This is a genomic window from Paenibacillus sp. FSL H7-0737 (genome assembly GCF_000758545.1).
Taxonomy (GTDB): domain Bacteria; phylum Bacillota; class Bacilli; order Paenibacillales; family Paenibacillaceae; genus Paenibacillus_AQ.
In genome coordinates this window covers 2,424,750-2,447,778 of the sequence record NZ_CP009279.1, presented here as the reverse complement: position 1 = coordinate 2,447,778, position 23,029 = coordinate 2,424,750, and the positions used below count along the sequence as shown (strand labels likewise).

The following is a 23,029-nucleotide window of genomic DNA, read 5'->3' as shown; positions in this document are numbered from 1 at the left end:
TTGATTAAATTATTAATTGCCGACGACGAAGCTCTTGTCTGTATCGGCTTGCAGTCTATGCTGAAATGGGAGCAATATAATATAGAGATTGTCGGTATCGCGCACAACGGTGCTCAAGAAGAAGAGATGATTGACACTCTCCGCCCGGACATCGTAATCAGCGATATCAAAATGCCAATTAAGAGCGGTTTAGAGGTTGCCGCTTCAATACGTCAAAAATATGGTCGACTTCCGCTCTTCATTATGTTGACTAGTTATGAAGAATTTCAATACGCACGCGCAGCTATAGAGGTGCAGGCCACGGATTATCTAGTAAAGCTGGAACTTACTCCGGAAGCACTGGCCGAATCCATCCGAAAGGCCATTTCCTTTCTAGAGAGTTACCAGACGATGGAAAGCTACCCAAAGCTTGTTCACCGCGGCAACCTTCAGGCGCAGCGTGATAAATTCTTCATTCGTCTGTTCAATAACCTGTTCGAGAATAAGAACCAGTATCTCCTGCAGAAAGAGGATTTGGCGTTAGAGTTTTCCGAGCCCGCCTACCTGGTCTGTACTTGCCGCATTCTAGGCCCAGACACTGTCCCTCCCCGTGGAGATAAGCTGGTTGCCTTATGCTCAAGCACTGTACAAATGGCAAAGGACACGCTTACTTCTATACAACCCTGCTATGTCACCAGTCTTGACTTACGTAATTTCGCCGTTGCTCTACCTGTCCCCGAAGTCAATCCCCGTCACTGGATGTCTGACATTGAGAAGCAACTTACCGACATGGCATCCGTATTACATAACTATTTCAATGTAACGATTATTGGTGCCATAGGGTTTGCCGTCGAGGACCCTTATTTAATGCGGGAGAGCTACCTAGCAGCTCGAAAGGCATTGCCAGTTGCCGTGCAAGAACGGTCTTTTGTTTTCTTCGATGAGAATGAACCTCTAGAGCAGGAGCATCTGTTGTTTGATTTCTCTGAATCTCGTTCGGAAATCCGCCGTGCTTTTGAAGAACTAGATACCCTTGCTTTATACACCATCATCTCCAAGATGATTGAAATCTTCGAAGACCGACCTGACTTACTGGTGCCCGCCACCGATGCTGCCTGCAATATTCTGTATATGGCCACTTCGCTTCTTGCGGATGGAGAAAACATTGTAGAGCATATCTTCGAAAATGAGCCAGAAGGCTACCGGGCCATCTATCAGATGCATACGATTGAAGAGATCGCCGGCTGGTTGATTCAGTTCCGTGATGGCTGCTCGGAAATTCTCTCTACTCGAAGACAAAGCTATAAAGAACAAATCGTCAAAAATGTCCAGGAATATATCAAAAGAAATCTCGGCACTAAGCTTTCACTGAATCAAGTAGCAGATGTCTTCAATTTTAGTCCAAACTATTTAAGCCATCTGTTCTCCAAAGTCGCTAAGGTCAATTATGTAGAATATATCACGGAGACTAAAATCACTGTGGCCAAGGAAATGATGATGCGCGGTGAAGGTCGTATTTACGAAATTTCCCAAAAACTCGGTTATGAAAGTGCCTTCTATTTCAGTAAGGTCTTCAAGAAAGTGACGGGGATTTCACCCAGAGAATATATGCAACAAATTGAAGCAGGCTGATAGTGATCGCCGGCCCCTCCAAAAAGCAACAGCATTCTTTAGCAATAATAGTGACACTCCGGTCCGACAACAAAAAATCTCGTTTCCAAGACAAATGTCTAGGAAACGAGATTTTTTCGTAGTACCATCCCTTTTCGGCAAGCTATCACTAGGGACAAGCACCAGTAACTATTTCATTTGAGCTTGTTCTTCTCGAGTAGGACCAATTACGCCAGGTACACGAAGACCTGCTTGACGTAAGAGAACAGTCATTTGACCACGATGATGTGTCTGGTGATCTATAAGCGATCTAAGCATTGCACCACGAGGCATTAATCCAGCAAAGGTCTGTACACTCTCAACCATTTGCTCGTCCGTTAATTTCTCAACCTCAGAAGCAATATTAGCCGCAATATTCTTATACGCTTCAACAATCACAGCCGCATGAGCCGGAACTTCCTTCGGATTGCCTACTGGAGTAAGTGTTAACCCTACCTGACCACCAAAAAACATCGGACAGGTTGCCAAGTGCCAACCTAACCATCCCAATGAGTTGTGACCTTCAACAATTACCTGATCTAATTTGTCATCGGTAAGTGATTCAAGAACGCGAATTGTCCCTGCAGAAGCGCTTGCCCATTCTCCTAGAAAATCTTGAACTGTTCTGTACATTTGAAATCCCCTTTATTGGTCGTTAAATAACGATTACTTAGTCATACCAATTAAATTATAACCTGTCACAGGGCCTGTTACAAATAAAGGACCATCATATTTTTCACTTAACTTGAGAAAAAGGGGACTTTCGGAGTATTCATGATTTTCGCATAATAAAATCTGGTCTATGGTTTGGGATGCTACATTTCTACTCGATTATATCGCAATCTGAAAGTATTTCCGGTTTATGGCGCATGCTATCCTGATTGGTTATTTTACGGATCACCTTACACGGTACACCTGCAGCAAAAGAATTTTCTGGAATGTCCTGAGTCACGACACTACCTGCACCTATTACGCATCGATCACCAATCGTAACACCTCCACATACAGTTACATTTGCTGAGAGCCAAACATCGTTACCAATGCTAACAGGCTTAGCATAGCATAAAGACGCAGCCTCACCATTTTGATCAAGCATTTGTCTACGCTCGGAGGCAACGAATGGGTGAATAGGCGTAACGATGGTTACATTAGGTCCAATACTCACATGATCACCTATCGTAACCTGTGCATCATCCTGGACTGTAAGGTTATAGTTTCCAAAAAAATGATCACCAATTTTTGTATGAACACCATAATGAAAAAAAATGGGACCCTGGATAAAACAATGCTCCCCTATGCTATCAAGTAACTGTGACAATATCGCTTCCCGCTCCTCTGTCTGATCCTCAAATGTTCGGCTATATTGACTACTCAAATTGTGGGCGAGAAGCTTTTTACGCTTTAGCTCTATGTTACCTGGATTGTATAATATCCCTTTGAATATTCGTTCTTCTTCTGTCAAATTGTTCACCTCTTTTAGTTTTTAGACAGTAAGTTCAATTTGAATATTTTCTGGCCCTAAAATACTGCTTTCATAATATCCGTCACCTGTGGTCCGTGGTCCACTTAACGTTCTAAATCCCGCTTCTGCCAATTGCTTGGTCAGCAGATCGACTTGTTCCTTACTGCCTAAGCTGAAAGCTAAATGAGTTAAGCCCGTCCGCAAGAGATCATGAACTCCTTCTACCATATCCGGTCTGCTCATAATCTCCAATCTCGCGCCGCCCTCAAACGTGAGAAAATAGGTTCTTAATCCCGTTTTGGGATTATGGTATTGTCGATTTGACTTCGCATTAAAGAATTGACTATAAAATTGTCTGCAGCTTTCTAAATCTTGTACATACATAGCAATATGTTCAATTTTCATAAAAATCTCCTTTCCGTCCCTACATGTATTAGTTTTGAACATAATTCCTCGTAATATCGTTAAGCCATTTAAATTTAAAATAACGCATTAAGGCAATCGGGGCTTTAATAACCTCGTCTAAATTGATGATAATAAATATCGTTAGAGGGGAGAGATGCCACACAAACGCACTCATGTATCCTAATGGTAATATGATGCCCCACATTACAATCGTGTCACACCAAAAGCCAAATCTAGAATCTCCTCCAGCAACAAATATTCCTCCAATCGTCGTGGAGTTTATCGATTTCGGAATACAACAATAAGCACAGACAAGAAGCATTCCACTCAAATATATTTGTGCTTGATCATCCAAATTAACAAGTAGAAACACTATAGGCTTCAGTAATAGCAAAGTAATACCTGCAACAATGCCAAACAAAATAGCATATACATTTAATATTTTCCCAGCTCTTTTAGCCATTTCAATTTCGCCATTGCCTAGATATTTACCAACAAGTACGGAGCCACCACTTGCAATACCTCCACATAATACAATGACCAGATTCTTAACGACCGAGGCAACTGAATTTGCAGCGACCATATCTGCATTGATATGTCCAATAATTGCAGATGTCACAGTTAATGCGCATCCCCAAACAATATAATTTCCTTGGACGGGTAGTGTATACCTCAAAAAATCCTTAATCAAATTACGCTGAACCATGTCACGTAAAGGTAACCTAAACTTTATATTTGATTTGATCGAGTGGATGATACAGCAACCAAATTCAACGATACGTGCCAAAACTGTAGAGAAAGCAACTGCCACTATAGCCTTTTCTGAATTACCCGGATAAAGTATGAAAATACTTATTACATTCAAGAGAATGTTCAATATAAGACACATAGAACTGATCCAGGCACTCACACGGGCATTTTCCATGCTTCTAATGACACTAAAGTACATTTGAGATATTCCGCTTATCAGATAGGAGAACGAGATCACTCGCAAGAAACTCGATCCATATTGAATTAACTCGACGTCATTTGTGAAAAATCGCATTAATTGATCCGGCATCAACAGCGATATCCCAAAAAAGATAGCGGATATAATAATAGACATCGTACATCCAATACTAAAGACTCGTTCAATTGTCATTAAATCTTTCTTTCCCCAATACTGTGCAGTCAAAATCCCTACACCTGCTGCCAATCCCATGTAAAACAGTGTTAAAACAAATGTAATTTGCCCAGCCAACGATACAGCAGACATTGTAGACTGGTTAATAAAACCTAACATGAATATATCTATTGTCACGGCTAACGATGAAATGAGGTTTTGTAAAGCAATCGGAATGACCAAATTAAGCAATTGACGATTGAAATGCTTATCTCTCATCTCAAGCGTGCTTCTTCATCCAGATCTTCCTTAGTGATCTCTTTGTCTTTGTAATAGTATTTTTGGTCGTGTTCATTAATGGTGCGCATCACCCTGCATGGATTACCAACAGCAATAGAGTTAGCCGGGATATCTTTTGTTACAACACTGCCGGCACCAATAACGGTATTTTCTCCAATTGTGACTCCTGGACAAATTGTAACATTCGCCCCGATCCAACAATTGTTCTCAATTTTCACCGGATCAGCATACATATATCCTCTGTAATCTGGATGGATTGGATGTCCTACTGTAGCAATCGTTACAGATGGACCAAACATAACATTTTTTCCGATAATAATTTTAGTGTCGTCAACAAAATTACAATTAAAATTGATGTACGTTCCATCTCCAATCTCAATGTTCGTACCATAGCAAAAGTAAAAGGGCGGCTCGATCCACACCTTCGTTTCTTTACCAAATATCTCTTGCATGAGTTGTGTACGTTTTTCTAGATTATCTGGCGCTGTTATATTAAAGGCATGCATTCTTCTTTTTGCCTGTAGTCTGTCTTCAGGCAGTCCCTCACAGTAATCAGTAAATAGTTTACCGGAGGCAATTCGTTCTCTCATCGTCATATTCCTGGCTCCTTATAATATCTTTTGGATTTTGTATTATTGTCGAGCAATATCAAAATTGTATAATTTCTTAGTAGTCCTATCCACCGAAATCAAATATAATTCTATTAAAATCGTATATTGTTTGAGGGAGATGTGATTGTGAGTGCAGAGCTGGAAGTATTCTCTGATTTATCGGAAGAACTAAATTATAATCTTCCTGATTTTCCGCTATACGTACGAAAAGGAGCACTTAATCATTTCGATAAATATGCAGCAGCATGCCATTGGCATCCGGACTTGGAATTTATTTTAGTGCTAGATGGGGAGATGGAGTATTTTGTAAACGGAGAAATTGTACTGATTGAACGAGGTAACGGAATATTCGTTAATAGCAAGCGTATGCATTATGGTTTCTCCACCAATAAATTGGATTGTACATTCATCGTCGTTGCTGTTCATCCTTCACTACTCGGAATAAACACACATGTAGGCAAAGTATATTGGGATGAGAAATTCGGTTCTAATACTGAAGACTATATTATGATTACTTCGCAAAGCACGTGGGGAAAGGAAATCCTGCATTCCTTACATCGGATTTATGAAGAAATGAACAGCATTCCTTGCAACCCACTACGCCTTCTTTCACTGGCTACATCACTTTGTGCAGACGTCGGAGATCATATACAGAGGGTTCCTGGGCAGATAAATGATGACCAGTCATGGATTGCCGTTTGGAAAATGACGGGATATATTCATCATCATTTTGACCTTAGAGTAACCCTGAATGACATCGCTACCGCTGGGTCTGTTTGCAGGAGCAGATGTTGCGAGTTGTTTGGCACATACATTGGCCAAACGCCTAATACTTACCTAGTGCGATATCGTATTCAAAAGAGCTCCGAGATGCTGGTAGGAACTAATCGATCGATTAGTGAAATTGCGTTGAACTGCGGATTTCAAAGTGCGAGCTATTTTTCATCAGTTTTTCGTAATGAGACTGGATTGACGCCTCAGAATTACCGAAAGAAATCTCGTACACCTTCCCGTTCATATTAGCTTGTTGACGGGTGCTTCCCAAGATCATTCCGATATTTAATTTATCATTTCCCATTATTTTCTCCTCTATTTGGTTTATCAAAGCGAATGCCAAAGAAGCCAATAAGTCCAAAGATATCTTGGGTTATTGGCTTCTTTTATTATAATTAAGATACAACGTATGATTCACCTAAAACACGCTTAATACTGTATGACCCCTCTATCATTTCCGTGGCTATAAATGACTCCATATCACTAGATTCAATATCATACAACACTTCAATTTCCTTGGAGAACAAAATGTTTCCTTCCTTGATAAGTTCAGAGAGAGGTGGAACATTTTCAGCTTTTACATCTCCATTGTAAACTTGTTGAAGTCCGTCGACATAGGCTTCTAATGATCGTGCCCCCACAATTTTAACACCTTTATTTTCTTCATTCACCATGATAATGGTTGGAAATCCACGTACACCAAGTCTGCCTGCTAACTCAAAATCCTGCTCTAACAAATCTTGTGCCGATCCAAGAGCAGCATCCGCCACTATTTCTTCGCCATTTAGCCCAATGTTGTTGACTATATCAACTAATGTTTTCTCCTCTCCAATATTCTGATTGAAGGCGAATACAGCTTCTCTTGCCTGACGCAAAAACTCATTTTCTTTACCCGGATATATATTTTGTATAACCTTGTATACTCTAGATGGCGGGTACGAAGAAAGAATCGGATTGTTTTTCCACAAAGAACCATCGATAGGCATACGTGAATGTAAACCGACTTCTCTCCAATGCTCCGCAACATCTGAAGGCTGTTGAATGCCATTGGAGACATCTGCAAAACCATGCCAGCTAGAAAGCAAACCACCCAAAATCGTCTTCACGTTAAAATATTGACCATACTGCAGAATAAAACGATTGAGTACCGGCTCAAGCGCCCAACAGTGGGAACAGATCGGATCTGTTGCATAGTAAAGTGTGATTTTGGGGGACTGTAGATTAAAGTCGATCATTTCCATTTGCTCTTCATCCCCTGGCCCACAGACACCGGTTTTAACGTCACACATCATATTTGAATTATTCATATATAAATCACCTTTCGCTGGAGAATCAAAGAAAGTGCCCTCTTGTAGAAGTTCTTTGTATGGGAGTATTATAATACCAATACAAATTCAAACAAGTACGTTTATTTTTAATACTAAGTATCTTTAATAATACTATTGGACAGGAGTTATGTATGAAATACGAATTTAGACTTGATCAATTATGTCCTGCAACCTTTGCATTCCATGTAATCAGCGGAAAGTGGAACCTCCCGATCCTAGCCATTCTAAGTGAGAACGACAACATACGCTATAACGAGTTAAAAAGAAGACTGCATGGAATAACAGGGACTACCTTAACCAACTCACTGAGGGATCTTATAGAATATGGAATCATTCATCGGGAGCAGTATAACGAAGTGCCACCAAGAGTTGAGTATTCTCTGACTTCATCTGGAAAAGAATTAGTGCCTTTAATTGAATCCGTTGTTGAATGGGGACAAAGAAATATTGGGGTGAAGGATAATTCCTAGAATGCTTTCTCACTCCTATTCCTGAATCTCCAAATGCATATACGAAGGCGCTTCATCCCAAGGAACGCTATATCCCGCTCCCTTTGCACAGAACATAGAGCTGGAGGTGTACTCAGGATCAGCGCTGCGGTCGTATCCAATCCTTGCGATGACCTGTTCCGGGTTATGACATGGCTGATAACCGCCTAACTTCATCGAGATTGCTCCCTTGCCCTTCGTGAATGAAGCAAGCTCTACTGCATAATGCATGAACGTCGCGACAGGCGCACGTCCCTGAATAAACATCGATTCACCTAGCATTTCTGGCGGGTCAAATTCACCATGGGCCAGCTGTATATCAGACATTACGCGTCCGATCAGCTCTGCATCGACTTTGATTTTGAATTGATAATAGGGTTCCAGTAGAATCTTGTTCGCTTGCTCCAATCCCTGCCGCAGTGCCCGCAGTGTCGCCTCCCGAAAGTCACCGCCATGAGTGTGCTTCTGATGCGCTGCCCCGGTTAAAAGCGTTATATACAGATCGGTGACGGGAGAGCCGGTAAGAACTCCACGATGGTCCTTTTCAAGTAAATGCTGACCGACGAGATGCTGATACCCTGTGCTGAGCTGCTCCACATGGCATGTACTGCGATATGTAATTCCCTCACCACGTTTCGCAGGCGCAAGCCGGAGATGCACCTCTGCATAATGCTTAAGAGGTTCGAAATGCCCACAACCAATCACAATGTCTGCGATCGTCTCTTTGTATAATATCTCTGGCTTGGAGAATGATACCTTGAGCTGGAAACGGTCTAACACCACCTGCTGAAGTACCTCTAGCTGGATCATTCCCATCACATGAACATGAATCTCCTCCAGCTTGTCCTCCCATGTCACTTGCAGCGTAGGGTCTTCGGCTTGCAGGATCATGAAATAGCGTAGCACTTCTCTGGATGATATCCCCAAATTGAATACAACTTTGGATTTCAACGCTGACACAAGACGGGATTCTACTCGATCTGAATGATTACCTATACCCAGTCCAATGGCTGCATCAGTTAGGCCCGTAACGGCAACAAGCTGTCCCGCGGAAGCTTCATCGCATGAAGTATATTTCCCCCCATGATAGATACGAATAGAAGTGATTTTCTGGCTTAACTCCTCATGTTCTGAAGTTCTATAGCAGAGATCCTCCCGTACCCGTAATTTTCCAGCTAATATCTTCATAAAAGTCAGTCGTGTGCCTTGCAGCTCATGACGCACCTTATATACTCGTGCCTCGAATACTGCGTTTACTTCATAAGTCGATTCCATTAGTAGTTGCATCGTCTGCATCCATTCCGCAATCCCCTGATCCAATAGAGCTGCTCCACTCATAACGGGAAAAACCACCCGTTCTTTAACCATTTGTTTCAGCGTAGCCAATACCTGCCCAGGATCAATGTTGTCTTCGAAATATGCCTCCATCAAGGCTTCATCTCGCTCAGCAACGGCGGTAATGACCTCTTCAGGCAGCATGCTCTGATCTAGACCTTTTGCCAAATACAACATATCCGGCGAAAATTGCTGTCTTAACGCTTTTAGCACACGCTGGACGTCAGCACCGGTACGATCTATTTTGTTAATAAATATAAAAGTGGGTATGCCATATTCCTGTAGCAATTGCCAGACCGTCTCAGTATGCCCTTCAATGCCCTCCACAGCACTTAAGATGACTACCGCATAATCCATGACCTGTAAAGCGCGCTCCATCTCAGCTGAAAAATCGACATGCCCCGGTGTGTCAATGAGCTGATACGATTGTTCGTTATATTTCATCACCGCCTGGTCAGCAAAAATCGTTATCCCCCGTGCCCGCTCCATCTCATGACTATCCAAAAAGGCATCCTGATGATCGACTCTCCCCCGAGTCTTAATTCCGGAAGCATGGTATAGGAGCTGCTCTGCGAAGGTGGTTTTGCCTGCATCAACATGTGCTAGCAGTCCGATGGTGATTGGTGATGCTTCTGACAGTTTACAATACATATTTCTACCATCCATTCAGTCAATCTGTTATATAAGAATCGTAGCCGAAATCTAGTAGCTTGTACAGAATCTCTCACCACCGACAGCATGCGGTAACGCCCGAAGATCCATATTATCCAATGACATAACCATCCTCGATGAAGGATTTAGCTAGAATAATATGCAAGAAAGACACTAGACAAGCTATTGAGATGATGATCATGTCCCTATTAACTTATAAAAAACCGGTAACCCTTAACAGAAAGGATTACCGGCTCAATGAATAGTTAGTTTTGTGGTTTTTCATTTTAAACGAGAATTCACTGTTAGAAAATTCAATGCGATAACGTTAATATTTCTAATCTCCTTAAAACAATTAATCATCTACTCTCTAGACTCAACAGCTTTTTATCTAGAAATGCCTTTACATCTTTAGCAAGCTGAATGGATGCTTCAATTTCCAACTTAGTTGTTGAAACACTTTCAATGCTGCATCCAATTGGAATTCCCTTCTCCATCCCGAACTCAAATAGTTCTTCAAATATTTTTTGAGATAGCTGAATGGATTTATCCAAAATATCGTTCGAGTATTTCAACTCGTTTTCTAACCATCCCGGGATACTGATCCCCAACCATTTCATAAATTGTAGTGTTTTCGCTGTGCCACATGGTGCAAGATTAAATAAAATAGGAACCATTTCAAAACCCTTATTTGTATTGTAATAATATAAATCAGACAATAAATTCTTTGATGCCTCTACATTATAAGTTGCCTGAGTGATAAAAAAGCTGCACCCATTGTTAATCTTTTCGACAATCCGTGTATGCTCATCATTCTTTTTTATATGTCTTTCAGGAATGACAACTCCTCCAAAATTCAAATTACTATTTAACTGTTTGCTTAGCTTATAAGCATCTGGTAAATTCAATTTCACCTCTTGCTTACTTGACGAAGCGCCCACATACACGGAAAATCTGTCTTCACTTTCGTCAGTCTTAATCCAATCCGCGAACGAAGCTCTTGTATCATTACCGACGCACCGATAAATTATTTTCGGGACCTCCACTTGTCTTAAATATTTATCACCATAGACAGCCGGATCAATCGTTGGTAAATATGGGTAAGGTCTTTCATGATCAACTCTTTCTGCTTCCTCCTGGACGTCGTAAAGAATTAAAGCATCTAAATCAACGTTTTTAAGTCTTTCAACCTGTTTCTGTGCAATTTCTGATATCTTTTCTGGTGAATGGCTTGCCTTCGGTGGTGTCATCCCATATGTTAAAATACCAGGTTTCTTGCTCAATATTTTTTGTTTAAATGTACTCTCTGCCGCTCCCAAAATAAAAAACTCCTCTACACGTCTCTTTTAAGTTAAGGCTACCATGGCAGGCTTAATATGTATAACTTATATTTACTATATCTAGTTATATTTTAAAGCTATGATTCCCTATTGGTACTTATCGAGTAGTACATCATGGAAGCGGAACTTCTAGATTTTAATGTTGACAACCATTTGGTCTGACTATAATATTAGAAGTCCTGCCAACCTTAAAGTTGGCGATAAGGGGACCGAAAGGTTCATTCTTATTTAAAAAGGGTGAGTATTATGAATAAAGAAGAATTAATGGAAAGCGCACGTAACACAAAGAAAGCTGCTTATGCCCCTTATTCTAAATTTCCAGTTGGAGCAGCCTTATTACTTAAAGATGGAAATGTTATTAATGGAGTAAATGTAGAAAATGTATCTTTTGGTGCTACTAACTGTGCAGAGAGAACAGCAATCTTCACAGCTATTACAAAGGGCTATACTAAAGGTGATTTTCAGGCTATAGCTGTAGCAGGTGACACAATGGATTTTCTGCCGCCATGCAGTATCTGCAGACAAGTATTATCGGAATTCTGTTTGCCCGACATGCCTGTCTATTTAACCAATGAGAAAAAAGAAATCTTAGAGCTGAGTTTAAGGGATTTATCGCCTTACGCATTCAAAAATTTAGATATGTAAAAATAATACCTACCATAGTGGAATATCAAAAACACGCGTACCTGTGTTAGACAAGTACGCGTGTTTTTGTGTTTAAAAGCTTATTTACCTTTATCATTTCCAAAGCATTTCTTACCCTAAATTCAATAAATTCTTTATCATAGTCTGTATGTAGTTCTATAGTATCTAAATTATCAAGCAAAATAAGGAATTCACTTTCCAGTTTTTCTATTCCTTCATCAAATGCAAAAATATTCGTATTCTTTAAAGAATATATTAACTCACATCCGAGTTCACTAATTAAATCATTTCCCCAGAGAGTTTTTCTGCATGATTCGAAACCAAACAAATTATTATGTGGCGCGGGTACCTGCTCCTCCAAAAAATTAGTATCTACAATTATACTTCCCTTTTGAATTACACTAATTATCAAACTCATATAGTTAAAAACCTCTCAATGATTATCTATAATTTTGAAAAAAAACAAGCGATCCATTGAGATAAAAGGTTAACACTTCCTCTCGATGATCGCTTGCTTTTAGTAGCTATGCATAGTCACATTTCTAGTTTTCCCATAAAACATTTATTGGCTCTACCGTTTACCCGCAACGACTATACCCACAGTTCCCGCAAGTCTTACAACCCTCAATATTAATCAGCGAAGCGCCGCCGCAGGAGGGGCAAAGGTCACGGGAAGCCGTAGCGTGGTTATGCGCACCATGACTATCATCGGTAGACGTTGCCGCAGCAACACTCGCTTTCAACTCCGCATTTAAAGCTTCATTGAAATCTTCTAGCTCCAAAGTTGCTGCAATTGGTGCAGGCAAATGATCATCATGAGCGTTATTCAGTACATGAGTCTCCAATGCCTTAGCTACAGCATCTGCAATGGATTCTACTCGATTCGCACCGAAGCCGATTGCACCTGATCCGCCGATACCTTTCAGATGTTTGATCAATAATTCTACCTTCTCACCATGATCTCCATAACGGAGGAACAAGGAGCAGACACGACCGAGTGCTTCTGCCATCGCAAAGACATCAGAACCTGCTTTACCTACATTCAGGAAGATTTCTGCCGGTGTGCCATCAAGATCATTGATCGTAATATATGCCATGCCAAAAGGTGTGTTGATTTTATAGGTTGCGCCGCGCAGAACCTGCGGACGTTTTTTGTATTGTTTATCCAGCTCTTTAGTAGGAGCTTGAGGTGCTGGGCTTGCCGTTACAACATTTGCTTCAGGAGTCGTTGCAACTTCAACTGCTGGAGCTACCTCTTCTGCTGCATCTTCCTTCTTCGAGGTTTGCAGAACTTGTACATCACGGCTACCATCACGGTAGATCGTAACGCCTTTACAGCCCAAATCGAAAGCCATTTCATATAGCTCAGCCGTCTCTTCTACTGTGAAGTCAGACGGGCAGTTGGCTGTCTTGGAAATCGAGCTATCTACCCAGCGTTGAATCGCTGCTTGCGCACGAATATGATCCTTAGCTGATAAATCCATCGAAGTCACGAAATAATCTGGCAGCTCTTCACCTGGATGAGCTTCAAGCCATTCTTGGGCGATTGGAACGAACTGCTCATCGTAGCCAAGGCGACTTTGACGGAAATATTTAAAGGCGAAATAAGGCTCAATACCTGTCGAGGTGCCTACCATTGTACCTGTGCTACCTGTAGGTGCTTGTGTTATCACTGTAACGTTACGCATGCCATGTTTACGAATCGCTTCACCAACCTCTGGATACGTTTCGAGCATATTTTTCATAAAACCGCTCATTAAATATTTCTCTGTGTCAAAAGCTAGGAAAGATCCCTTCTCCCCAGCAATCTCTGCAGAAGCAAGGTATGCTTCACGAGCCATAAAGCCGTAAAGCTTGTCCAGAAACGCCAAAGATTCCGGGCTACCGTAACGGATGTTCAATTTGATCATCAGCTCAGCAAGACCCATCGTTCCGAGACCCACACGGCGTTCGTTTTTCTGATTCGCTTCATTTTCCGGGAAATGATAAGGCGTCTTATCAATGACATTGTCCAAGAAACGTACGGAATAACGCGTCGTAGTCGCGAGATCTTCCCAGTCTACATCATGATTCTTCTCATCGTAGAATTTGGACAGGTTCACAGCGGACAAATTGCAGACTCCCCAGCCTGGCAGTCCTTGCTCCCCACATGGGTTCGTACAAATGATCGGATTAAAATACCAGCTGTTGGACATCTGATTGTAGTATTCCATGAACACAACGCCTGGCTCAGCGGATTTCCAAGCGGATTCAATAATGGTGCGCCACACATCACGCGCTTTAACGGTGCGATAATGAATAACGTTTTTGCCTGCAGCCTTCCACTTGTCTAGATCGCCATCCCACACATCGTTGTACTCTGGATCTGTAGTATCCGGAAATACGAGATCCCAATCCAGATTTTCTTTTACAGCCTTCATAAAGCTATTGCTCACACATACCGAAAGGTTCGCATTCGTAACTTGACCCATCGTTTGCTTTACGGTAATGAAGTCCTCCACATCTGGATGCCAGTCATTAATCATGAGCATAAGTGCACCACGTCGGCTACCGCCTTGTTCAATTAATCCAGTGGTATAGCTAAACAGACCGCCCCAAGATACAGAACCACTGGAAGAACCATTAACACCTCTCACAATTGCCCGGCGTGGACGTAGAGAGGATAGGTTAATCCCTACACCGCCACCACGAGCCATAATTTCTGTCATTTCAGCCAACGTCTGCATAATGCCGCCACGGCTATCTTTTGGAGAAGGAATTACATAACAGTTGAACAGGGTTAGTTCTTCACTAGCGCCTGCACCAGCAGCAATTCGACCACCCGGTACGAGCTTCCAATCATCCAGAATCGAACGGAATTTACCCGCCCATTCTTCTTGAAGCTCAGGCGTCTTCTCCACAGAAGCCATAGCTGTAGACAGACGATCCCACATTTCCTCTGGTGTTTTTTCAATATTAAGCGTCAGCTTTTCAACATCTGATTTCACAAGTTCGCCGCTGCGCGTCTTCACGGTTACGATTCTGCCGTTACGTTCTACGATCTCTCCGACTTCCTTCGTGGGAAACTTCGGATCATCTTTTGTTAGAACGAGTACAACATCGCCCACTTTAGCATTATTGCTGTCGGCATCCTTCCAAGCATAACGATCCAAAAATATTTTTTCACTTAGCCCTTCAAGGCGTTGCTTACGTTCCACTTTACCCAATAGAAAAACCTCCCGCAATGTAGTAAATATTAGTTCCAGTTCAGGTGTGGGCGTACATTTTGTGACCCACAACAAAAACTTCCTTACACTTATCTTCCGTCTTACGGGTGTATGTAGGAAGTTCATCTTGTCAATAACAAATAGCAGCTACGCACTTTAAAAAAATAACATTTTCATGCTTTTGTCACAATATATTGTGTGCGTCAGCTTTTAAACTATACCACATATTGTATCGAAGGTCTTTTTCGAAAATAGAGTTAAGCAGCCGAAATATCGCAAACCTTGCCGCGTTTTCTCGCTTTTACTCTCTTTTTTAAAGGCTATCAAGAAAAATAGAAGGTTATGAATTCTCTTGTTTAAGAGCATACTACTCCTACGAATGATGATATGAAATAGCACCTGAGGAGGCTGTACCATGACGCAATTATTCCGTAATTCTCTACCTCACAAAGGTGGAAAGTCAGCGCCTATACTGCCTGTTCCTCTTTCTTTTGACCGGAATTGGCTGCAGGATCTAGAACTCAAACTAGATAAAGGTGGTCCATGGGGAGACTACCGTCTGTCCAAGCTTGCTGTGCAAGGTGAACAAACGGGTCTAGTAACCAGCTTCGATGAGCTGCAATGCATGAAGCATTTATCCGGATTATCCCCGCTTCCTCATCAGCTCGATACCGCGCATAAGGTTTTGTTTGAGATGTCGGGCCGCGCGATTCTTGCAGATGAGGTTGGACTAGGAAAGACGATTGAAGCAGGACTTGTACTCAAGGAATATCTTGTCCGCGGTCTAGTCTCTAAAGTGCTTATTCTGGTACCCGCTTCCCTCGTATTGCAGTGGGTCCGCGAGCTGAATGCCAAGTTTGGCATCTCTGCTGTTGCACAGAAAAAAGCATATTCCTGGGGGAATGCGATTGTCGTCGCATCTATGGATACCGCGAAGCGCGATCCTCATAAAGAGATGCTGCTGGAAAATGAATATGACATGTTGATTATTGATGAAGCGCATAAGCTAAAGAACAAGAAATCGACCAATTATCTATTTGTACAGCAATTACGCAAAAAATATTGCCTGCTCCTAACCGCTACTCCCGTTCAGAATGATCTGGGCGAACTATTTAATTTGATCACTTTACTGAAACCGGGGCAACTAGGAAATCAGGGTGATTTTGCTTCGAATTTCGTCGTTGATAAACGCCAACCTAAGAATGAAGGTCAGCTAAGGGACGAGCTATCGAAGGTGATGATCCGCAATCGGCGTGGCGAAGGTCCAGTTAACTTTACGAAACGAAAAGTCCGTAATATTCCGCTAGTTCTTTCACAGGAAGAGAGAGTATTATATGACGCTGTCACTTCTTTTGTTAAAGATCAGTATCAGGAATCAGGCGGCAATCTTAGCAGCATGCTTTCCTTGGTAACGCTTCAGCGTGAGGTGTGCAGCAGTAGGGATGCCGTCTTCATCACTTTAGTTAATCTGATCAAGAAGCTGCCTGCTGATTCGCCGAAACGCGATCGGATGATGGAGCTATTGCAGACACTTCGTACGGTCAAGACCAATACCAAAGCCGAAACAACACTATCTCTCATTCAAGAAATGAATGAAAAGGTCATCGTTTTTACGGAGTATCGCGCGACTCAAGAATATTTGCTTCAGTATTTCCGCGAACATGGGCTAATGTGTGTTTCTTATTCCGGCGGGATGAATCGTGGTAAAAAGGACTGGATGATGGACCTCTTCCGCGGTCGTGCTCAAGTCATGATCGCTACTGAGGCGGGTGGTGAGGGCATTAACCTGCAGTTCTGTCACCACATGATCAACTTCGATCTGCCTTGGAATCCCATGAGAGTAGAACAACGGATTGGGCGGGTGCACCGGTTAGGTCAGGAAAATGACGTGGTTATCTATAATTTGTCCACGCAGGGCACGATTGAAGAACATATTCTGCATCTGCTACACGAGAAGATCAATATGTTCGAAATGGTCATTGGCGGGCTGGATGTGATTCTGGAGCGCTTTGAGAAGAAAGAATCGCTGGAGAAAAGTTTATACAAAATCATGCTCGAATCCCGCTCCGATGAAGAGTTGCGAAATGAGCTTGATCATATCGGTGAATCCCTAAGTGAGTTGACTCAGGGTATTAAAAAGGAAAGTGAGACTTCGACATGACCCTCAACTCACAGGAAGTACGCAAACATGTTATGGATTATCTGGAGGCGACAGAATGCTCCATTATTGAAGTATCGCCCATTCACGTAACTGTAAAGCTATCGCCAAGAGCTGACAGAATGCTTACAGATCGACCTTATTATTGGGGATTCGTGGAGCGTACTGGTGTTGATCCGGAGACACTCTCCTTCACTTTTGTATTTGATCCGGAAAAATACGATAGCCAGGCAGCTATAGAAGTTCCGCCAACGGTAAATCGCAGCATCGGAGCATTGAATCCGCCAATTACCGGAAACCCAGCGATGGGCGCCACAACAGATGCTGAGGCTAGCGCAGATCTATTGAATCCAACATCACCTGAATCTAATGTGGTTCATGTCCCCTCCTCAAATCCAGAAGATAGCATCCTAGCCCGCTACTTCGGTATTGTACCTGCATTGCCCCGAATTGGGCCCGGTATGATAAGACGTGAAGATATCATCTATGGTAGCAAGCGCCTGCAGCAAATTTGGAGTGCGGCGCAAGATGAAGGGAAATGCCTTTACTTATTTGAAGATCCCGGTAGCAGGCAGCGGAATACACTCTTCTCTGCAGCTTATGAACCGTGGCTCGGCGTCTGCTATAAAGTGGAGATGAGCTGCGATTTGAAACGGGAAGAACTGCATTATCTTGGAATATCGCTGACAAAAGGGACCATCATTGATGACTTTAACACTAAGATAGCCTCGCGGGAGATGATCCCCCGTTTACCAGAAAACGTCCATATTCAGCCTTATGAATTAACAGTGACTGCCGCTACAGATTTATTAGAGGCTCATCTTACCTCTCATCTTGCCGAACTCGATTACACTTGGGCAGAACAGGCCCGTGAGCGTCTTAGAATCGAGCTGGCTATCATTGATATTTATTACGGAGAGCTGCTGAAAGAGCCTGATGAAGAAAAACGTTTAGGCACTCAAGAGCAGTATAACCGTCGTCGACAGGAGACCATTTGGCAATATGAGCCGCAAATTGCAGTTTCTGCGATAACCTACGGACTGTTTCATCTGCGAAGCCTATAGAATGCGACCCTACTCGCTAAAAGCAGGCAAAAAAACAAGAGAACTTCCGCCTTCAAGCGCGACAGCAAGCAACAGCCTTTTTATAGCCTGTCCACTACAATAGAGTAAAGCTTAACTTTCCTGACATTTCTTAACAAAGAAAGGTGATCGACGCCATGAAAATAAGTTTGCGGCGGAGGCTGAAACTTGCGGGTCAAGGATGCCTCCTCCTGCTTCTAAGCTTTGGACTGTTTGTATCCAGTTCTGGTTCTCCTTCAGCGCTGGCGCTGGCCAGAGTAAGTGTGATCCAGTCAGTCACGCAGGATGCAATTCCTGTATTGAAGATGAGTACCTTACCTTCACCCAGTACGGTCCAAGAATTCGCTAAGGCTACACTGAACAAGCTCGCTGCAGAAGCTCCATTTACAGCCTGGAAGGATGCAAGGATAGAATATTATCCCCTTGGTCCAGGTACACATGGCTGGCTTGTAAATGTAATGAAAGGCGAAGAGCGGATCGGATACATGATCATTTCCGCCACCGATACAGGCGGATATATGCTAAGTGAATATGGAGCCGGCACTTACGGACTCCCATACAGTTTAAATGATCTGCGCCAGTTTTTGGTGCAGAAAGGTCTCATTACATCATCTTTTTCAGGAACAATAAACCTTACTGCTTTATATGCACCACTTCTACCGGTCTGGAAAATAACCATTGACGAAAAGACGGTTTACATCAATGCTTCCGTACCGCAAATTTTACCTTGGACACTGAGCAAGGCGGAAGAAGTCCTTAAAGAGCAGCCTCCAGCAACAGATGTAATTACTAATCTTAATCCTGACGTATCACCGTTATCGGCCTTCAATAGTGGAGGGTCAGATGATCCTTACGAAGATATCCTATGGCTGACTGCTCCTAAACTAACTACAGTGAGCGGCGACAATATCGCACTTCTGATCAGACCTAAGGAAAGCATCGCTTATCAAGCTGCTGGGCGAAACGACCTTGTCGGGGCACCGTTTATGATTACAGGCTATCAGAGCTGGCAGTCTTCTCAAGGTCAAGCTGAGAACAATAAAACTACCGTATACGCGGCCTCAGGCCCTGAAGGAAAACGATACTTACCACTCACTGCACTACAAAATAATGGAACACTGCATAAGCTGCCAGACAGAACGACCAAAGCACTCGGATATAATCGTTAACACAAGCATAAACGCCTTCGGCGTCCTTATGAGGACGGTAAGTGTTTATGCGAGAAATAGAAGGATAATTTATAACGTAAGCATATAAATTCTTATATTTAAACAAATGCAAATAACCTTCCACTGCACCCATGAATAATGGCACTGGAAGGTTATTTGCTATTTAACCTTTAGTCTTTTTTATCATGACTCCACTTGCTTCGCCAGATAGACCACCCAAGCGGGAGCATGCCAAACCATTTCTGTGACCACGGCTGCTTCGTAGCCGCTCTACGAGCATGAATGGCACGCGGATCCTCGATATATACGACTACCTTCTCCGTTATATACTTTACAAGCTCATCGCCACCGGAAGCCATTTTAACACCTCCTAAAATGTAAGTGAATTCAGATTATCAGCATCCGTTCCATGGTCTTAGTGTGCACCACTCCACTTGGATCTAAACTACAGACTTCTGATTTGTCGAATAGGTTTACCTATTAAAGCACAATCTAACAAAGAATCCAGAAGACGTTATTCACTTGCAAGGAGGCGTTTCACTTGAACAACTGGAGAAAACAATCCTTTTCCAGAACAGCAGCTGCTCTATGTGGCTTTCGAATCACTCTAACTACCCTAGGACTACTAATGTTGTTTATGGGCAGCTCCTTAGCCTCTGCGACACCAGAGAAACCTGTGATGAAGGATGACCGTCAGCATTTATTAGGTCACGGACATCGTATGATCCTAATTGATGCGGGACACGGAGGCATCGACGGTGGAACTTCCTACGGTAATATTCTTGAAAAAGATATCACCTTAGATATCTCACGTCGATTATTTCTACTTCTGGGTAGCGATGGCTTTGACGTTGCTTTAAATCGCAATGGAGATTATGCCCCAAGTGATGAGAACCGCTGGCTGCGTAGTAAATCTCGACATCTTCGGGATCTTGCACAGCGTAAAGAGCTCGCTGAGACATTACCTGCTACTGTAGTGGTAAGCATCCATATTAACTGGGCGCCTTCCCCTTCCAAACATGGTCCACTTGTATTGTACCGTCAAGAGGGCCGTAGCTTCATGCTTGCTAAGTCCATTCAGCATCAGCTAAACAATCTTTACGATGTCGAGGCTCATCCAAGACCAGGCAAGCCCTTTTATTTACTCAACAAAATAACCGCCACAACTGTTATCGTTGAGGCGGGTTTTGTAAGCAGTCCGACTGACCGCGCAAAGTTATGCACCCCTAAAGGGCAGCAACAAATCGCTGAAGCCATCGCTGATGGTATTGTAGCTTATCTTATGGAAGTTTAAGTTGGGAGCTCCATTTCATCTCGTTTTTAACCAGATCAGAAATCCCTATAAACTCAACATTGTCTTTCATCTGTTCAATACCGCTGCGGATTCCTGCGGCGGTCTCTTTCCCAAATACACCAACATGACCAATCGTTACACAAAATCGTTGATCCTTCGCCATGTCTTTGACGAGACCCATTTGTTTCAGAACATGACTTGCTGTATGTGTGTCATCTAAAAAGATATGGTTCTCTACGCGTGGCAACCCCATACGATAAGCCATATTGCCAGCAACGGAACGGTAGTTGGTCTTGCTGTCTACAAAAAATAATCCTCGTTCTTTGCATACAGATAAGATTACTGCCATAATCCGCTCATCTCCGGTAATTTTCGAACCCATATGGTTATTTATCCCGATCGCATAAGGAACATTATCGAGTGCTGCCTCAACCTTTTGTCGTACTTCCTCATCGGACATTTTGGCCAATATGGCTCCTGGTCCAAGCCATTTAGGATTACCTTGGCGCGGCTCCATCGGCAAATGAACCAGAACATCATCTCCGCGTTCATGGGCGCGGGTGGCATCCTTTACGGATGTAGGTAAAAAAGGCATGACGGCTACAGTAAGCTTTATCGGTAACGAGAACATTTCGTCTGTCCCCTTCATGCCATTGCCGAAATCGTCAATAATGATAGCGACCTTATCACGTTTGGGTGCACTCTCTTCAAGCTGCGTATTTGTAGCGTTGTCTTTAGACGTGGCAGCAGAGACAGCCGGCGTAGCCGGAACAATTGTGGTAATCAATACTGCAGCAACAGCAAACCAATTCAGTAAGTAACGTTTAACCTTTCGACTGTCCTTCATCAAGAGGAACTCCTCCTTCGTCTTAAACAATTGTTCTCATTGTTTGGTTCAAGAAGGTTAAATATGTACGGGGAGGGTTCGCAATAATTTACAATAGAGCTGTTGCTAATACCCGCGCTTGTCTGTGGCAAGGATTGCTTCCAGCACATCCACAGATTGAACTTCAAATGGCATATTCTTCATTGGGCTATCCTGGGAGCAGCTAGCTTCTGCAACCACCATTAATTTATCCATATCGCTACTGGTGATCCCAAGCTCCTTAAGTGTAACGGGAAGGCTGACTTTTTTGCAGAAAGCAATGACCTGAGCGATCTCATCTTCTGAAGCCTTCTCCAAGACCAACTGCACGATCGTAGCAAAGGCAACCTTCTCACCATATAACACATTCCTGCATTCCTCATGCAGGGTCAGTCCGTTATGAATAGCATGGGCTGCAGCAAGCCCACCGCTCTCAAACCCAACGCCGCTCAAGTAAATATTAGCTTCAACAATATGTTCCACTGCAGAAGAGGTGCTCCCCTGTTTAACATCCAGGAGTGCGGATTCACCTTCAGCAAGAAGTGTGTCCAGACAAGCACGTGCTAAAGAGAATGCTGCGATTGTGCTAGTCCCGCCTGCATGAGTAACCGCTCCAGATTCACGGCAAGCTCTTGCTTCGTAATAGGTGGACAAAGCATCACCCATTCCAGCCGCCAGCAATCTTGCAGGGGCTTTAGCGATGATATCTATATCTGCGATCACCATATCAGGATTTCTTTTTAATGGAAGATAACAGTCGAAGTCACCTTCGTCCGTATACAACACTGATATTGCGCTGCAAGGTGCATCCGTCGAGGCCACTGTGGGTACAATAACTACCGGGAGATCCGCCATGTGGCTTACTGCTTTTGCCGTATCTAGGGTCTTACCGCCACCGATTCCTAAGATAACTTCAGCATCCTTCAGGCCAAGTTCTAGCACTATCTCAACCACCTGATTACGGCTGCACTCACCCTTGAATTCGCGCATCATAAGGGGAATATCGTTCACTTCAAAGCTGTGTAAGATATCCTCCTTGTACATGGAAAAAATATAAGGATCTACAATCGCAAAAGCTCTGTTCGATCCTAGCTGCAAACAATAATCTCCCAGCTTACGAATCTCGCCATACCCCTGAATATATTTAGTCGGTGAACATATGATCTGCGTCATGGTTTCACTCCT

21 protein-coding genes are annotated in these 23,029 nt (G+C 42.9%); 8 read left to right on the top strand and 13 right to left on the bottom strand.

Features of this window, described 5'->3' with window-relative positions:
- The gene (locus H70737_RS10395; RefSeq protein ID WP_042186970.1) at positions 1–1,611 is read left to right on the top strand and encodes a response regulator; all 1,611 of its coding nucleotides are present in this window, start codon (positions 1–3) and stop codon (positions 1,609–1,611) included.
- Positions 1,612–1,779: 168 nt separating this feature from the next.
- On the opposite strand, the gene H70737_RS10390 is transcribed toward H70737_RS10395, so the two are convergent.
- The 5 genes from H70737_RS10390 to H70737_RS10370 form a co-directional block, all read right to left on the bottom strand.
- Positions 1,780–2,262: a DinB family protein gene (locus H70737_RS10390; RefSeq protein WP_042186968.1), complete on the bottom strand. Its 483-nt coding sequence runs from the start codon at positions 2,260–2,262 to the stop codon at positions 1,780–1,782.
- 190 nt (positions 2,263–2,452) lie between these two features.
- Entirely contained in the window at positions 2,453–3,100 is a 648-nt protein-coding gene (locus tag H70737_RS10385; protein WP_231573422.1) for a sugar O-acetyltransferase, read from the bottom strand.
- A gap of 12 nt (positions 3,101–3,112) precedes the next feature.
- Entirely contained in the window at positions 3,113–3,496 is a 384-nt protein-coding gene (locus H70737_RS10380; RefSeq protein ID WP_042186963.1) for a VOC family protein, read from the bottom strand.
- A 28-nt stretch (positions 3,497–3,524) separates the two neighbouring features.
- Positions 3,525–4,877 carry an MATE family efflux transporter gene (locus H70737_RS10375; protein ID WP_042186961.1) on the bottom strand — a complete coding sequence of 451 codons (1,353 nt, stop codon included), beginning with the start codon at positions 4,875–4,877 and terminating at the stop codon, positions 3,525–3,527.
- Positions 4,874–5,494 (bottom strand): DapH/DapD/GlmU-related protein, encoded by a 621-nt coding sequence (locus H70737_RS10370; protein ID WP_042186958.1) that lies wholly within the window; start codon positions 5,492–5,494, stop codon positions 4,874–4,876. The genes H70737_RS10375 and H70737_RS10370 overlap by 4 nt, the downstream gene beginning before the upstream one ends.
- Positions 5,495–5,635: 141 nt before the next feature.
- Here H70737_RS10370 and H70737_RS10365 point away from each other — a divergent pair, with 141 nt between their 5' ends.
- Complete coding sequence (locus tag H70737_RS10365; protein ID WP_081951086.1) at positions 5,636–6,532, top strand: AraC family transcriptional regulator; 897 nt, start codon at positions 5,636–5,638, stop codon at positions 6,530–6,532.
- Positions 6,533–6,678: 146 nt separating this feature from the next.
- Here H70737_RS10365 and H70737_RS10360 read toward each other — a convergent pair whose 3' ends face one another.
- Positions 6,679–7,590, bottom strand: coding sequence for a DsbA family oxidoreductase (locus H70737_RS10360; protein ID WP_042186956.1), 912 nt, complete (start codon positions 7,588–7,590; stop codon positions 6,679–6,681).
- 152 nt (positions 7,591–7,742) lie between these two features.
- Between H70737_RS10360 and H70737_RS10355 the strand changes: the two genes are divergently transcribed.
- Positions 7,743–8,081, top strand: coding sequence for a winged helix-turn-helix transcriptional regulator (locus H70737_RS10355; RefSeq protein WP_042126439.1), 339 nt, complete (start codon positions 7,743–7,745; stop codon positions 8,079–8,081).
- A 15-nt stretch (positions 8,082–8,096) separates the two neighbouring features.
- Here the strand turns inward: H70737_RS10355 and H70737_RS10350 are convergent, their stop codons facing one another.
- On the bottom strand, positions 8,097–10,085 hold the full coding sequence (locus H70737_RS10350; RefSeq protein ID WP_042186953.1) for an elongation factor G: 1,989 nt from the start codon (positions 10,083–10,085) through the stop codon (positions 8,097–8,099).
- 359 nt (positions 10,086–10,444) lie between these two features.
- Positions 10,445–11,404 carry a methylenetetrahydrofolate reductase gene (locus H70737_RS10345; RefSeq protein ID WP_231573421.1) on the bottom strand — a complete coding sequence of 320 codons (960 nt, stop codon included), beginning with the start codon at positions 11,402–11,404 and terminating at the stop codon, positions 10,445–10,447.
- Positions 11,405–11,671: 267 nt separating this feature from the next.
- On the opposite strand from H70737_RS10345, the gene H70737_RS10340 reads away from it, so the two are divergent.
- A complete protein-coding gene (locus H70737_RS10340; protein ID WP_042186951.1) occupies positions 11,672–12,070 on the top strand; it encodes a cytidine deaminase in 399 nt (132 codons plus the stop codon).
- A gap of 46 nt (positions 12,071–12,116) precedes the next feature.
- Here the strand turns inward: H70737_RS10340 and H70737_RS10335 are convergent, their stop codons facing one another.
- Positions 12,117–12,488, bottom strand: coding sequence for a hypothetical protein (locus H70737_RS10335; protein ID WP_042186949.1), 372 nt, complete (start codon positions 12,486–12,488; stop codon positions 12,117–12,119).
- A 160-nt stretch (positions 12,489–12,648) separates the two neighbouring features.
- On the bottom strand, positions 12,649–15,276 hold the full coding sequence (locus tag H70737_RS10330; RefSeq protein ID WP_081951085.1) for an adenosylcobalamin-dependent ribonucleoside-diphosphate reductase: 2,628 nt from the start codon (positions 15,274–15,276) through the stop codon (positions 12,649–12,651).
- Positions 15,277–15,691: 415 nt separating this feature from the next.
- Here H70737_RS10330 and H70737_RS10325 point away from each other — a divergent pair, with 415 nt between their 5' ends.
- The 3 genes from H70737_RS10325 to H70737_RS10315 all read left to right on the top strand — a co-directional run bounded on the left by H70737_RS10325 (position 15,692) and on the right by H70737_RS10315 (position 19,685).
- Entirely contained in the window at positions 15,692–17,437 is a 1,746-nt protein-coding gene (locus H70737_RS10325) for a DEAD/DEAH box helicase (protein ID WP_042186947.1), read from the top strand.
- Positions 17,434–18,498, top strand: coding sequence for a YqhG family protein (locus tag H70737_RS10320; protein ID WP_042186945.1), 1,065 nt, complete (start codon positions 17,434–17,436; stop codon positions 18,496–18,498). The genes H70737_RS10325 and H70737_RS10320 overlap by 4 nt, the downstream gene beginning before the upstream one ends.
- A gap of 155 nt (positions 18,499–18,653) precedes the next feature.
- On the top strand, positions 18,654–19,685 hold the full coding sequence (locus tag H70737_RS10315) for a hypothetical protein (protein ID WP_042186943.1): 1,032 nt from the start codon (positions 18,654–18,656) through the stop codon (positions 19,683–19,685).
- Between the two features lie 170 nt (positions 19,686–19,855).
- Here the strand turns inward: H70737_RS10315 and H70737_RS10310 are convergent, their stop codons facing one another.
- Entirely contained in the window at positions 19,856–20,044 is a 189-nt protein-coding gene (locus H70737_RS10310) for a YqzE family protein (RefSeq protein ID WP_042186941.1), read from the bottom strand.
- A gap of 182 nt (positions 20,045–20,226) precedes the next feature.
- On the opposite strand from H70737_RS10310, the gene H70737_RS10305 reads away from it, so the two are divergent.
- Positions 20,227–20,979, top strand: a complete 753-nt coding sequence (locus H70737_RS10305) for an N-acetylmuramoyl-L-alanine amidase (protein WP_231573420.1) — start codon at positions 20,227–20,229, stop codon at positions 20,977–20,979.
- Here H70737_RS10305 and H70737_RS10300 read toward each other — a convergent pair.
- Both H70737_RS10300 and H70737_RS10295 read right to left on the bottom strand, forming a co-directional pair.
- Positions 20,966–21,826 carry a divergent polysaccharide deacetylase family protein gene (locus tag H70737_RS10300; protein WP_042186939.1) on the bottom strand — a complete coding sequence of 287 codons (861 nt, stop codon included), beginning with the start codon at positions 21,824–21,826 and terminating at the stop codon, positions 20,966–20,968. The genes H70737_RS10305 and H70737_RS10300 overlap by 14 nt on opposite strands.
- A gap of 105 nt (positions 21,827–21,931) precedes the next feature.
- Positions 21,932–23,017 (bottom strand): glycerol dehydrogenase, encoded by a 1,086-nt coding sequence (locus H70737_RS10295; RefSeq protein WP_042186937.1) that lies wholly within the window; start codon positions 23,015–23,017, stop codon positions 21,932–21,934.
- Between the last annotated feature and the right edge of the window lie 12 nt (positions 23,018–23,029).